Origin of the sequence: Rhodococcus rhodnii NBRC 100604 (assembly GCF_001894925.1) — a bacterium.
Classification (GTDB): Bacteria; Actinomycetota; Actinomycetes; order Mycobacteriales; family Mycobacteriaceae; genus Rhodococcus_F; species Rhodococcus_F rhodnii.
On record NZ_BCXD01000001.1, the window covers coordinates 237,624 to 251,339 of the forward strand.

The 13,716-nt window shown below is 68.2% G+C and carries 10 protein-coding genes; all 10 read right to left on the reverse strand.

Translation table 11 applies throughout. From position 1 onward, the window contains the following. Positions 1 to 27 precede the first annotated feature (27 nt). Positions 28 to 3,549: a DNA-directed RNA polymerase subunit beta gene (gene rpoB / locus RR1_RS01035; protein WP_010838210.1), complete on the reverse strand. Its 3,522-nt coding sequence runs from the start codon at positions 3,547 to 3,549 to the stop codon at positions 28 to 30. 362 nt (positions 3,550 to 3,911) lie between these two features. Then, positions 3,912 to 4,760 (reverse strand): hypothetical protein, encoded by an 849-nt coding sequence (locus tag RR1_RS21770; RefSeq protein WP_143153649.1) that lies wholly within the window; start codon positions 4,758 to 4,760, stop codon positions 3,912 to 3,914. Between the two features lie 39 nt (positions 4,761 to 4,799). Further along, positions 4,800 to 5,396 carry a hypothetical protein gene (locus RR1_RS01045; RefSeq protein ID WP_371836768.1) on the reverse strand — a complete coding sequence of 199 codons (597 nt, stop codon included), beginning with the start codon at positions 5,394 to 5,396 and terminating at the stop codon, positions 4,800 to 4,802. 170 nt (positions 5,397 to 5,566) lie between these two features. Continuing rightward, positions 5,567 to 6,808 carry an MCE family protein gene (locus tag RR1_RS01050; protein ID WP_010838214.1) on the reverse strand — a complete coding sequence of 414 codons (1,242 nt, stop codon included), beginning with the start codon at positions 6,806 to 6,808 and terminating at the stop codon, positions 5,567 to 5,569. Beyond that, a complete protein-coding gene (locus RR1_RS01055) occupies positions 6,805 to 8,097 on the reverse strand; it encodes an MCE family protein (protein ID WP_010838215.1) in 1,293 nt (430 codons plus the stop codon). Before RR1_RS01055 ends, RR1_RS01050 begins: the two co-directional genes overlap by 4 nt. Further along, positions 8,094 to 9,392, reverse strand: coding sequence for an MCE family protein (locus tag RR1_RS01060; RefSeq protein WP_010838216.1), 1,299 nt, complete (start codon positions 9,390 to 9,392; stop codon positions 8,094 to 8,096). The genes RR1_RS01055 and RR1_RS01060 overlap by 4 nt, the downstream gene beginning before the upstream one ends. Before the next feature lies 1 nt (position 9,393). Then, entirely contained in the window at positions 9,394 to 10,389 is a 996-nt protein-coding gene (locus RR1_RS01065) for an MCE family protein (protein WP_040773183.1), read from the reverse strand. Beyond that, the gene (locus RR1_RS01070) at positions 10,386 to 11,471 is read right to left on the reverse strand and encodes an MCE family protein (RefSeq protein WP_010838218.1); all 1,086 of its coding nucleotides are present in this window, start codon (positions 11,469 to 11,471) and stop codon (positions 10,386 to 10,388) included. Before RR1_RS01070 ends, RR1_RS01065 begins: the two co-directional genes overlap by 4 nt. Continuing rightward, a complete protein-coding gene (locus RR1_RS01075; RefSeq protein ID WP_072713592.1) occupies positions 11,468 to 12,856 on the reverse strand; it encodes an MCE family protein in 1,389 nt (462 codons plus the stop codon). Before RR1_RS01075 ends, RR1_RS01070 begins: the two co-directional genes overlap by 4 nt. Then, positions 12,853 to 13,713: an MlaE family ABC transporter permease gene (locus RR1_RS01080; RefSeq protein WP_010838206.1), complete on the reverse strand. Its 861-nt coding sequence runs from the start codon at positions 13,711 to 13,713 to the stop codon at positions 12,853 to 12,855. The genes RR1_RS01075 and RR1_RS01080 overlap by 4 nt, the downstream gene beginning before the upstream one ends. Between the last annotated feature and the right edge of the window lie 3 nt (positions 13,714 to 13,716).

Consider the following 13,716-nt stretch of genomic DNA (forward strand, 5'->3'; position numbering starts at 1 on the left):
CGGAGGCCGTGGCCCTCGGGTACCGAATCAGTTCGCGAGATCGTCCACCGTGGCCGATTCGTTCCGGGACAGGTTGATGCCCAGGTTCGCCGCGGCCCGCTCGAGATCCTCGTCGTCGGTGTCCGCCATCGTGATGGCAGCACCGTCGCTCGAGAGCACCTCGACGTTCAGGCACAGCGACTGGAGTTCCTTGAGCAGAACCTTGAACGACTCGGGGATGCCCGGCTCGGGGATGTTCTCGCCCTTGACGATGGCCTCGTACACCTTGACGCGGCCGACGACGTCGTCGGACTTGATGGTCAGCAGTTCCTGCAGGGTGTAGGCAGCGCCGTACGCCTGCATGGCCCAACATTCCATCTCACCGAAGCGCTGACCGCCGAACTGCGCCTTACCGCCGAGCGGCTGCTGCGTGATCATCGAGTACGGACCCGTCGAACGCGCGTGGATCTTGTCGTCGACGAGGTGGTGCAGCTTGATGATGTACATGTAGCCGACCGCGACCGGGTACGGGAACGGCTCGCCCGAACGACCGTCGAACAGCGTGGCCTTGCCGTCCGGCCCGACCATCACCTCGCCGTCGCGGTTCGGGAGCGTCGAGCCGAGCAGACCCGTGAGCTCCTCCTCCTTCGCGCCGTCGAAGACCGGCGTCGCGATGTTGGAGTCGGCGGGTGCCTCGAGCATCTCCTCGGGCAGGTTCTGCGCCCAGTCGGGACGATCGCCCGTGTCCGCGACGGACACCTTCCAGCCGGCCTTGCCGATCCAGCCGAGATGCGTCTCGAGGACCTGACCGATGTTCATACGACGCGGCACGCCGTGCGTGTTCAGGATGATGTCGACCGGGGTGCCGTCGGGCAGGAACGGCATGTCCTCCTGCGGGAGGATCTTGCCGATGACGCCCTTGTTGCCGTGCCGGCCGGCGAGCTTGTCGCCGTCCTGGATCTTGCGCTTCTGCGCCACGTAGACACGCACGAGCTCGTTGACGCCCGGAGGCAGATCGTCGTCGTCCTCACGCGAGAACACGCGGACGCCGATGACCTTGCCCGACTCGCCGTGCGGAACCTTGAGCGACGTGTCGCGCACCTCGCGCGCCTTCTCGCCGAAGATCGCGCGCAGCAGGCGCTCCTCCGGGGTCAGCTCCGTCTCGCCCTTCGGCGTGACCTTGCCGACCAGCACGTCGCCGTCGCGCACCTCGGCGCCGATCCGGACGATGCCACGTTCGTCGAGATCCGCGAGGACCTCGTCCGAGACGTTCGGGATGTCGCGCGTGATCTCCTCGGCACCGAGCTTGGTGTCGCGAGCGTCGATCTCGTGCTCCTCGATGTGGATCGAGGTGAGCACGTCCTCCTCCACGAGCCGCTGGCTCAGGATGATCGCGTCCTCGTAGTTGTGACCCTCCCACGGCATGATCGCCACGAGCAGGTTCTTGCCGAGCGCCATCTCACCGTTCTCGGTGCACGGCCCGTCGGCGAGGACCTGGCCGGACTCGACGCGCTGACCCTCGTCCACGATCGGACGCTGGTTGCTGCACGTGCCCTGGTTCGAGCGCGCGAACTTGTCGAGCCGGTACGTACGGCGCGAGCCGTCGTCGGCCATCACGGTGACGTAGTCGGCGGAGACCTCTTCGATCACACCGGACTTGTCGGTGACGATGACCTCGCTCGCGTCGACCGCGGCGCGCAACTCCATGCCCGTACCCACGACCGGCGACTCGCTGCGGATCAGCGGAACCGCCTGACGCTGCATGTTCGCACCCATCAGGGCGCGGTTCGCGTCGTCGTGCTCGAGGAACGGAATCATCGCGGTCGCGACCGAGACCATCTGGCGCGGCGAGATGTCCATGTAGTCGACCTCGGACGGCCCGATGAGCTCGACCTCGCCGCCCTTACGGCGGACGAGAACGCGATCCTCGACGAAGCGGCCGTCGGCGTCGACCTTGGCGTTCGCCTGGGCCTTGACGTAGCGATCCTCTTCGTCCGCGGTCAGGTAGACGACCTCGTCGGTGACGACGCCGTCGACGACCTTGCGGTAGGGCGTCTCGATGAAGCCGAACGGGTTGACCCGCGCGTACACCGACAGCGAGCCGATCAGGCCGATGTTCGGACCCTCGGGGGTCTCGATCGGGCACATGCGGCCGTAGTGCGACGGGTGGACGTCGCGGACCTCGAGGCCCGCACGCTCACGGCTCAGACCACCGGGGCCCAGCGCCGAGAGACGGCGCTTGTGGGTCAGGCCCGACAGCGGGTTGTTCTGATCCATGAACTGCGACAGCTGCGACGTTCCGAAGAACTCCTTGATCGCAGCGACGACCGGGCGGATGTTGATCAGGGTCTGCGGCGTGATCGCCTCGACGTCCTGCGTCGTCATCCGCTCGCGCACGACGCGCTCCATCCGGGACAGACCCACGCGGATCTGGTTCTGGATGAGCTCGCCGACGGTACGCAGGCGGCGGTTGCCGAAGTGGTCGATGTCGTCGGTCTCGACGGGGACCTCGACGCCACCGGGAACCGTCATCGACGTCTCGCCCGCGTGCAGCCGCACGAGGTACTCGATCGTCGCGACGATGTCCTCTTCGGTGAGGGTCGAGGCCTCGATCGGCTGGCCCGAGTTCAGGCCGAGCTTCTTGTTGATCTTGTAGCGGCCGACGCGCGCGAGGTCGTAGCGCTTGTCCTTGAAGAACAGGTTCTCCAGGAGGGTCTGCGCGGACTCCTTCGTGGGCGGCTCACCCGGGCGCAGCTTGCGGTAGATGTCGAGCAGCGCCTCGTCGGTGCCTGCGGTGTTGTCCTTCTCGAGCGTCGCCATGAGGATCTCGGAGAAGCCGAACCGCTCGGCGATCTGCTCGGTCGTCCAGCCGAGCGCCTTGAGCAGCACGGTGACGGGCTGACGACGCTTGCGGTCGATACGCACGCCGACGGTGTCGCGCTTGTCGACGTCGAACTCGAGCCACGCACCGCGGCCCGGGATGACCTTGACGCTGTGCAGCGTCTTCTCGGTGCTCTTGTCGATCGTTTCGTCGAAGTAGACGCCGGGGCTGCGGACGAGCTGGCTGACGACGACACGCTCGGTGCCGTTGATGATGAAGGTGCCCTTGTCGGTCATCATCGGGAAATCACCCATGAAGACCGTCTGGCTCTTGATCTCGCCCGTGTTGTTGTTGATGAACTCCGCGGTGACGAACAGCGGCGCCGCGTAGGTCATGTCCTTGTCCTCGCACTCCTCGACGGAGGCCTTGACCTCGTCGAAGCGCGGATCGGAGAAGGAGAGCGACATCGAACCGGAGAAGTCCTCGATCGGGGACAGTTCCGTCAGGACGTCGTCGAGACCACCGGTGGGATTGGCGTCGCCACGAGCTGCCGCGAGCTCACGCCAGCGAGGCGTACCGACCAGCCACTCGAAGGATTCCGTTTGGAGATCGAGGAGCCCGGGGACCGGGAGCTGTTCGCTGATCTTCGCGAACGAGACCCGCTTGGGGGCTCCTGGGATTCCGGATGTCGCGGATCCGGTTGTTGCCTTGGTCTGGCTAGAGACTGCCAAGATGCGTCCTTCCAGCACCTCACGCGGGCCGCTCCCACTGGCGCGGCCGCCGCTGTATCTGCTTCGAATTCCGCTGGTCGCAACCCGAACGAAACTCGTCAGCCGAGGTGGAAACGAGAGTCGTTTCCCGAGGTCGGACGAAGGGTGAACAGGAGGCAGCCAGCGCAACCTCCAAACTTACACCAAAAGCGACCAGGAGTCCAGAAAGGCGTACAGAATACGCCACGCTCCGATCGCATGCGGCCGCTTGGCTGCAGCTCTGCCGCGAGAGATCACATCGAGGTGACCTGCATAGAGTGACGCGTCCGCGCCGTCACGTCAAGACGTAACGGACGGCGCGATCGCGATCGAGCGGGTCGGCGGCCCGGACCGGTCCCGGCTCACTGCGCGTCGGCGATGTGCGAGAGCACCCAGCCGTCGCCCGTGTTCGCCATCGTCCCCGTGACGGGGCCGCCACTGCTCTGCACCGCGATACCGTCCCGCGTCACGCTCACCGTCACGTACGCCGTGAACTCGGCGAGATCCGATTCGAGCCGCGAGAGGCCGATGTCCGTCACCGACGCGTCGGTCGCGGTCAGGGTCTGCCGGGCCGCGTCCTTCGTCGTGTCCGCCGTCTCGTCGAACTCGGCACGCATCTCGTCGCTGAGCACCGCACGCGCGGCGTCGAAATCCTCGTCGATCGTCGTGTGGTCGTACCCGTAGAGCGTCTGCAACGCGTTCGCCGCGGCCGCGGTGACCTCGGACGTCGCCCCGGCGTCCACCCACGCCCGGTTGTCGACGGCCGCACCCGGCCGGAACGCCGCGATCACCGCGAAGGCCGCCAGTGCGACCGCCACGACACCGACGATCGCCGCCGCGAACCACGGTGGCCGCCCGCCCGGCCGCGCCGGGCGCTCCGCCTCGATCGTCGGCATGGGCCGGGACGGGGACGACGCCGATGCGGGTGCCTGTGCCGGAACCTGCTGCTGCGGGGCCTGCTGCAGCGGCGCGGCAGGCTTCGGTGCCGGCTGCCCTGGGGGCTTCTGCTCCGGCTGCTCGGGGGACTTCTGCTCCGGCTCGGCAGGGCGCGGCGGCCGTGGCGGGTCCGCCGGTCGGCCGCGCGTCCCCGCGACGGGAGGGCGACGCTTCCCGGTCGGCGCGGGGCGACGCACCCTACCGGCCGGTCGCGGCGTGCCCGGACGCTTGCCGCCCGGTGCGCTGCTGTCGTCGTTGTCGGAAGTAGCCATCATCACCTGGTCTCGATCGTTCTCGTCCGCGAGCTCGTGCCGTCAGCCGCCGGGCGCAGGAGCCGGCTCGGGCTGCTGCTCACCGTCCGGCTGCTCGGGCTGGGCCTCGCCCTCCGGAGCGGGCTCGGACCCGGGAATCGGCCCCGAACCGAGGTCGACCGGCACGCCGATCGGCTCGACGGACGCCGCCTTCCACGTCCCGCCGTCCTCCTGGACGCCGAGCCGCATCGTGATCCTGCTCGCGCGGTACTGCTCCGGCCACGTCATCGTCTGCTCGATCACGACGAGTGCGGTCGCGGTCCTTCCGTCGGTGTCGAGCTCGGTGAGGGTCGAGCCGACGACCTCCGCGGTCGACGTCCCGCCCTGCTGCCGGAGCTCGTCCGTGATCCCCGCCTCCGTCGCGTCGAGGTCCCGGTTCATCTCGTCGCCCACGATCGACGACCGCATGTTCTCGAAGGACGCCTCGAAGTCGCCCGAATCGACGGTGTTGAGGTTGATCGCGGCCTGCTGAGCGCCGGCGAGCGCGTCGTCGCGGACATCGGCCGTGCCCTTGTCCACGACGAGGGCGTGGATCCAGCCGTAACCGAACCACCCGGCGGCCCCGAGCGCGACGACCGCTGCGACGATCGCCGCCACCAGAGCTGTCGTCGCCGAGCTGCCCCGCCCGCGTCGTGTGTCGTACGGCGGCTCGGACGGCCCGTTGTCGTCCGGGCCGCGATCTGCCCAGGAGGTACTACTCGTCACATCGAACACCCTACTGATCGTCTCGTTGCCGACCGTTCCCACGGGCGCCAGCGGCACCCGCGGCGTCACCGCGGCGTCACTCCCACCAGCGGCGCGAGCTGCGACGCGATGGGGTTGAGATCGAGGCGGTCGGAGTCCTGCTTCGGCGTCGAATCCCACGGCTGCGGCGTGTTCGGATCCGCGTACACAATGCGATTCGCGCTCCGGACACCTGTCACGCTTCCCTGCGGCACCTCACACGACGCCGCACTGTTGAACGGGAAGTCCTGCTGCGTGTCGTCGAAGTTCGGGTTCTCCGCGCGCATCCGGTCGAGGATCGCGTGCGTTCCCTCGTAACCGAGCGTGCACGACGGCGGCCGGTTGGTCTCGAGCACGATGCCCTGGTGGACGGTGCCGTCGCCGGGGGCGATCGTCGATGCGGCCGCCGACACACCCGGGAGGAACAGCAGCAGCGGACGCAGCGCGACGGCCTGCGGCGCGAGCTTCTCGCCGAAGGTCGCGAGATTCTGCAGGCCCACCGTGAGGCCCGGACCCGCCTGGTTCACGAAGGTGCCGACCTCGTCGCTCGCCGGCACACCGTTGTCGATCACGGCACGCAGGTCGCCGTCGCTCGACCGGAGCGTCGCGGTGACCTCGTCGAGCGACCGGCTGAACGAACGAATCGTGGACGACTGCTCCGACTGCGTCTCGAGGACGGTCCGGCTGTCGCGGATCAGGGCGAGCGTCTGCGGCAGATTCTCGACGGCGGTCTCGGTCAGCGTCGAGAGCGAATCCGCGAGCTGCCCGATGTCGTCGCCGCGCCCGTCGAGCGCCACACCGAGTTCGTGGACGACCGTCGTGAAGTCGTCGAGCGGAACCGACTTCACGAAACCGTCGATGTTGAGGAGCACCGTCTCGATCGGCACGGGCCGCTCGGAGTCGGTGATGATCGAGCCCTCTTCGAGGTACGGCCCCTGGTCGGTGTCGGGCTGCAGATCGACGTACTGCTCGCCGATCGCGGAACGGTTCGCGACGACTGCCTTCGACGACGCCGGAATGTCCGGGCCGCCGGTGTCGATCTCGAGGTTCACCGCGACGCCCGTCGACGTCAGTTCGAGCGCGCCGACACGACCGACCGACACACCGCGATAGGTCACCTCGGCGTTCGTGAACACGCCACCGGTGTCCGGCATCTCGACGCGGACGGTGTACATGCCGAAACCGACCAGCTTGTCGAGCCGCACGTACTTGGCACCGACGTAGACGACGCCGAGGACGGCGACCACGACGAACGCGATCAGCTGGATGCGGACCAGTCTCGACCTCATCGGCCACCCCCGATTCCGAACTGCTGCAGGAAGTCGTCGAAGGGGTTCGACGGCGCGGGCGCGGCGCCCGGCTCGCCCGCCGCGGGAGCGCCGGGCAGTCCGGGAAGCCCCGGAATCTCGGGGAGCTCGGGGAACTCGGGCAGGATCGGCAGCAACGACACCGTCGGCCAGCCGGCACGCGGGCCGTTGCCGTCGACGTACGGATTGTTCGGGTCGATCACCGGCTTCGGTTCACCCCATCGCGGCGGAACGTAGACGGGGTCTCCCCTGCCCACGCCGAGCCCGCTCAGCGTCTCGCCGATCTGGGTGTCGACCGTGAGCCAGAGGTTCACCGAACCGCCGAGCGCGACCTGCTCGACGCCGTCCGGGAACGGCACCGTCGGCAGGAACGGCAACGCGTTCGGCAGATCGTCGCCGGCCGCGGCGAGCGACTGCAGGATCGGCCGCAATGCGAGCAGATCGTTGATGAGATCGTCGCGCGACCTCGTCAGCACGTCGGTGCCGACCGCGCCGAGCCGGTCGAGCTGCGTGAGCAACTGCGTGAACTGCGGCCGCTGCTCCTCGAGCACACCGGTCGCGACCGGAAGCTCGTCGAGGATCGCGGCGATCTTGTCGTTCTGTTCGCGCGTGCGCGCGGAGAGGACGTCGAGACCGTCGAGGGCGCGAGTGATGTCGTCACGCTGCTGGTTCAGCCCGTCCACGAGCTGATTGGTCTGATCGAGCAGGTTCTTCACGCCCTGTTCGCGGCCGTCGAGCGCCGTACTCAGTTCGTGCACGACGGGCTGCAACTGCGCGACGCCGCCACCGTTGAGCAGCAGCGACAACGCACCGAGCACCTCTTCGATCTGCGTCGCCTCGCGGGTCGCCGACAGCGGGATGGTCGCGCCGTCCGCGAGCCTCGCGGACGCAGGGTCCTGCGGCGGCGCCGAGATCTGGATGAACTTCTCACCGAGCAGGTTCGTCTGATCGACGGTCGCGACGGCGTTCGCGGGAAGGTCCACGCTCTCGGCGAGCAGCACGTCGACCGTCGCCGTCCAGCCGTCCTCGCCGACCGCGATGCCGTCGACCCGCCCGATGGGGACACCGTCGACCTTGACGGCGGTCTGCGGCACGAGGTCGAGCACGTCTCGGAACTCGATCGTGATGTGCATCGGGTCGTCCCCGATGTCGGGGCCGCCCGGCAGCGGGATCCCGTAGATCCCTTCGGACGAACACGACGCGAGGGTCGCCGTGGCGACGGCCGCGGCGATCACAGCGACGATGCGGCGCGGAGCGCGATGGGCGTTCACTGTCCTCCTCCGCTCGAGAAGCTCTCGAATCGCGGCGACACGTTGCCCGGCACGGTGCCAGGCACGACGGTCCCCTCGATGTTCTGGCCGCTCAGGATCCCGAACGGCAGATTCGTCGTCGGCGTCCGGTAGCCCTCGGTGATCTGCGCCGCGACGCCCGCGCACTGGTCGACCAGCGGCTGGACCTGCCGGCCCAGCGCCTCGAAGTCGGGATCTCCCGGCACGAGGGCACCGAGGTCGAGGAGCTGGCAGATCGCGTCGCCCGGATCCTGCAGTTCCGGGAAGTGCACGCGGGAGGCGAGCACGCCGGCCTCGGCGTCGTACGAGTTGACGAGATTCGAGATCGCGAGCGGCAGCAACGTGAGCGCGTTGACGAGCGAATCGCGGTTGTCCGCGACGGTCTGCGTGATGGGGACGAGGCCGTCGATGTTCCGGGTCAGCATGTCGCGGTTGTCGCGCACGAACTCCGCGACGTCGGCGAGCGCGGGACCGAGCGTCGCGAGTGCCGCCTCGAGATCGGTGCGCTCGGACGACAGGAACCCCGCGACCGACTCGAGTTGCGTGTTGAACTCGCGCACCTGCTGATCGTTCGCGGCGAGCGCGCTCACGAACGTCTGCAGATTGCGGACGGTGCCGAACAGGTCGCCGCGGTAGTCGTCGAGCGTGCGGGTCGCGTTGCTCAGATCCTCGATCGTCTGCCCCAGCGCGGCGCCGTTGCCCTCGAGATTCTCCGCGCCGCTGCGCAGGAAATCCGAGAGTGCGCCGTCGGCGTTGGCGCCGTCCGGGCCGAGCGCCGACGTGAGCTGCTCGATGCTCGAGTACAGCTCGTCGACCTCGACGGGCGTCGCGGTCCGCTCACGCGGGATCGTCGCGCCGCTCGTCATCGTCGCGCCGCCGGTGTAGGCGGGAGCGAGCTGGACGTAGCGATCGGCGACCACCGAGGGCGTCACCTGCGCTGCGCGCGCATCGGCCGGGATGTCGATCCCCCGGTCGACCCGCAACTGCACCTGGACGACGTCGCCCTGCGGTTCGATGCCGGTGACGGTGCCGACCTTCACGCCGAGGATCCGGACGTCCGATCCCTCGTAGATGCCGACCGACTTGTCGAAGTAGGCCGTGATCTTCGTCGTTCCCGCGCGGGCGAACACCCACCACAACACGAACGCGATCAGCACCACGACGACCGTCGCGATCGCCGTGATCGTGATCGCACGCCGCTTGGCGGACGCCTTCTTCCGCTCGGCCGCCGCCTCGTCGTCGGCAGTGGTGTCGGGCTCGGTCTGCGACTCGCTCATGTCAGTTCACCCCCAGAGTGCGTCCCGGAGGCCGTTCGCCCGGAATCTCGGGCAGCCCCGGCGGCAGCAGGTTCACGATCACCTGATCGAACCACCGGCCGTTGCCGACGACGTTCGTGTAGAGCCGCACGAACGGTTCGTAGAGTTTCATCGCCTCGTCGATGCTGCCGAGGTTGTCGTTGAGCAGCGTCACGACCCGGTCGAGGCTGTCGAGCGCGGGCCCGATCTGCTCGCGGTTGTCGGCGACGAGCGCGGACAGTTCCTGCGAGACCCGTTGCGTGCCCGTGAGCACCTGACCGATCGCCTGCTTGCGGGCGTCGAGCTCGGCGAGCAGCAGCCCGGCATCCGAGATGAGCTTCGTGAACTCCTCGTTGCGGTCGGCGAGGATCTCCGTCGTCCGCGACGTCGCCTCGAACAGGGTGCGCAGTTCCTGATCGCGACTCGCGATCGTCTGCGACAACCGGCTCACGCCGTCGAGCGACGCACGGATGTCGTCGGGCGTGCCCGAGAAGGCCTCCGAGAGCGTTCGCATACTCGTCGCCAACTGCTCGGTGTCGATGTCGTTCACGGTGTCGGCCGCGGCCGAGAACGCCTCGACGACGTCGTACGGCGACGTCGTGCGCTCCAGCGGGATCGCGTCGTCCGGTCGCAGAGTGTCCGATCCGCGCGGGTCGAGCGCGAGGAACTTCTGTCCGAGGAGCGTCTTGATCCGGATCGACGCCGACGTCTGGTCGCCGATCCACGCTCCACTGACCCGGAACTCGACCTCGACGCGGTCACCCGCGAGTTCGACGGAGTCGACCGTGCCGACCTTGACACCCGCGACGCGCACCTCGTTGCCGGAGGTGAGGCCCGCGGCCTCCGAGAACTCCGCCTTGTACTTCGAGCCCGCACCGACGATCGGCAGCGAATCGAGCGACATCGCCGCGACGGTGAGCAGCACGATCACGAGAATTCCGATGGCTCCCGACACCGCGGGAGAACGCCGGCGGCTCACTGGCCCTGCCCCTGCAACTGGCGCATACCTTCCTGCGTGCAGCGCTGGGCCGCATTGGTGTAGATCGGCTGATTGACCGTCGGCAGCCCCGTGGGCAGATTCAGGTGGGGCGAGTTGCCCGGCCCCGCGACGATGTCGATTCCGCACAGATAGAACTGGAACCACGATCCGTAGCTCGCGGCGCGCCCGAGCGCCTCGAGCTTGACGGGGAACGTCTTCAACGTCGCGTCGAGCGCGTCCTCGTTGCGGATGAGGGTGTCCGACAGCGTCGTGAGTGCGGCGATCGAATCCGTCACCGCGGGACGCGTCGGTTCCAGAATGTCCGCGGTGGCGTTCGTCAGCCCCGCGAGCGACGACACGGCCGAGCCGATCGCGCCGCGGTCGGCCGCCAGTCCCGTCACGAGCTGCTGCGTGTTCACCAGCAGCGCGTCGAACTCGTCGCCGCGTTCGTTGACCGTCGCGAGGACGGAGTTGAGGTTGTCGATGACCTCACCGATCACGCGGTCCTTGTCGGCGACGGTGTTCGTGAGGCTCGCAGTGTTGCGAACGAGCTGGTCGATGGTCCCCGCCTCCCCCTGGAACACCTGGATGATCTGGTACGAGAGCTTGTTGACGTCGTCGGCGCTGAGTGTCTGGAACAGCGGCCGGAAGCCGTTGAAGAGCGTCGTGAGATCGACTGCGGGCCGGGTCTGCTCGTACGGGATCGCCCCGCCGGCGGAGATCCTCGTCCCCTGCGATCCGTCGCCCTGTTCGAGAGCGATGTAGCGCTGACCGACGAGATTTCGGTATCGCAGGCTCGCGATCGTGCTGCCGGGCAGCCAGTCCCGGTCCTGGACCGAGAACTGGACGCGCGCTCGGTTGTTGTCGACGATCTCGATCGTCTCGACCTGGCCGACGCGCACGCCGGCGATCCGCACCTCGTCGCCTTCGTTGAGGGACGTGACGTCCGAGAACGTCGCGTCGAACTTCGTGCCGCCTCCGCCGCCGATGTTGGCGATGGTCACGGCGAGCAGTCCGGTCGCGAGCACTGTCACGACCGCGAACACGATCAGCTTGATCAGCGGTGCTGCCAGCCCTCTCATCGGATACTCACCTCCGCTCCCCGTAGCGCGGGTGCCCCCACGGCCGTCGTCCATCCCGGCACGTCGTCCGGCTCGATTCCCCCTGCTTCGGCATAGACGACCTGCAGGGTCTCCCGCTCGATCGCCGAGCCCGCGTATGCGGCCGGCTGCACCTCGGCGCCTGCCCCGACGGGAACGACGGGCGGCGAGGGCTCGCCCCAGCCGGGAACCTGGTCCGGGACACCCGGCGGTGCCGGCAGCGCATCGAACCACGTCTCGCCCGGATTCCGCGACGGCGGCTGGTAGGAGCCGTCGTTGTACGACGATCCGCCCGGGTACTGCGGGAAGAACTCGCCCGCGAGCTTGTAGCCGTCGTAACAGGCCGGCGGCCGGTCGTCGAGAAGCCGCGGCTCGTCCTGGTTGGGCAGGTAGCGGCCCTTGGGGTTCGTGAACTGCACGTTCGCGCGCACTCCCGGGAACGGATCGTCGGGCGCGATGATGTCGCGTGCCGCCGGCGCCGTCCGTGCGAATCCACCGAGCATGCAACCGAAGGTCGGCGACGACCGCGCGAACACCTGCAGCGCCTCCCGCGAATCGGCAGCGAAACTGATGACCTGCTCACGGTTGTTCTCGAGCAGTGCCGCGGTACTCGCCGCGCTCGCTCCGCCCGACGCGTACAGCGCAGCGAGCGTTCCCTGCTTCTCGACGACGGTGTTGCCGGTCACCCGGAGATTGTCGAGCGCGTTCACGAGCTGCGGTCCGGCGTCCGAGTAGGTCTCCGAGAAGTCGGCGAGACCGCGCAGCCCGTCCTGGAGCGCCGGCAGTTCGGTGTTGACCGAACCGAAGATCTGCTCGAGCCGGTCGAGGGTGAAGCCGAACTCCTCGCCGCGACCGCTGAATCCCTGCGCGAGCGCACCGAGTGTGTTGGACAGATCCTGCGGCGGGACGGCCTGCAGGAGCGGCAGCAGTCCGTCGAGGACCTCGCTGATCTCGACTGCGTGCCCGCTGGTGTCCTGATAGAGCGTCGTGCCGTCGGTGACGGCGGGCCCCGGGTCCTCGGGAATCTCGAGGGAGACGAAGCGCTCGCCGAAGAGCGTCTTGGGCAGCAGCCGTGCCGTCGCGTTCGACGGGATCAGCGGCGCCATCGCCGGTTCGATCGCGAGTGTCGAGGTGACCTCGCCGTCCTCGGTCGTCGTCGATTCGACCGTTCCCACGATCACGCCGCGGGCCTTGACGTCGGCCTGCTGCGGCAACGCGTTGCCGACGGTGTCGGTCACGAGCCGGACGGACACGACGCGCGTGAACTGTCCCTGGAACTGACCGATCGTGACGAAGAGGAAGAGCCCGAGCACGACGAAGAACATCACGCCGAGCAGTCTGCGGCGGACCACCGCTCCACGCGTCATCCCGCGACCCTCACCGTCGTCGTGGTTCCCCAGATCGCGAGACCGAGGAAGAAGTCGAGAACTGCGACCGTGACGATCGCCGTGCGCACCGCGCGACCGACGGCGACGCCGACACCGGCCGGGCCGCCCGACGCGTGGTAGCCGTAGTAGCAGTGGATGAGGATCAGCACGAACGCGAAGACGAGCACTTTCGCGAACGAATAGAGAACGTCCTCGGGTGGCAGGAAGAGATTGAAGTAGTGGTCGTACGAGCCGGTCGACTGCCCGTTGACCGTCGTCGTGATCAGCCGTGACGACAGATACGCCGAGAGCAACCCGACGATGTACAGCGGGACGACGGCGACGAAGCCGGCGATCATGCGCGTCGTGACGAGGAACGGCAGGCTCGGCACCGCCATGACCTCGAGCGCGTCGATCTCCTCGGAGATGCGCATCGCGCCGAGCTGGGCCGTGAAGCCACAACCCACCGTCGCGGACAGCGCGAGCGCGGCGACGATCGGGGCGATCTCACGGGTGTTGACGTACGCCGAGAGGAAGCCGGTGAGGACCTGGCTGCCGAGCTGTTCGAGGGCCGCGAAGCCCTGCATGCCGACGACGACGCCCGTGAAGCCGGACATCATCACGATCACGCCGATCGTGCCGCCGATGACGGCGAGCGCGCCGCTGCCGAAGCTCACCTCGGCGAGAAGCCGCAGCACTTCCTTGCGGTAGTGGACCAGCGTGTGCGGGATCCACGCGATCGAGCGCGAGTAGAAGGACATCTGCTCGCCCGCGCGGTCGAGAACGTTGAGCGGGACCCGCCCGATCTTCCGGGCACGGATGAGGGCGCGGTCACCGCGGCCGCGTGCAATGGTCATTCC

Bases quoted from the DNA above. Each gene is read 5' to 3' on its own strand.
- RR1_RS21770 (WP_143153649.1), bottom strand. From the start codon at position 4,760: ATGATGGCTACTTCCGACAACGACGACAGCAGCGCACCGGGCGGCAAG.
- RR1_RS01050 (WP_010838214.1), bottom strand. From the start codon at position 6,808: ATGAGGTCGAGACTGGTCCGCATCCAGCTGATCGCGTTCGTCGTGGTC.
- RR1_RS01060 (WP_010838216.1), bottom strand. From the start codon at position 9,392: ATGAGCGAGTCGCAGACCGAGCCCGACACCACTGCCGACGACGAGGCG.
- RR1_RS01070 (WP_010838218.1), bottom strand. From the start codon at position 11,471: ATGAGAGGGCTGGCAGCACCGCTGATCAAGCTGATCGTGTTCGCGGTC.
- RR1_RS01075 (WP_072713592.1), bottom strand. From the start codon at position 12,856: ATGACGCGTGGAGCGGTGGTCCGCCGCAGACTGCTCGGCGTGATGTTC.
- RR1_RS01080 (WP_010838206.1), bottom strand. From the start codon at position 13,713: ATGACCATTGCACGCGGCCGCGGTGACCGCGCCCTCATCCGTGCCCGG.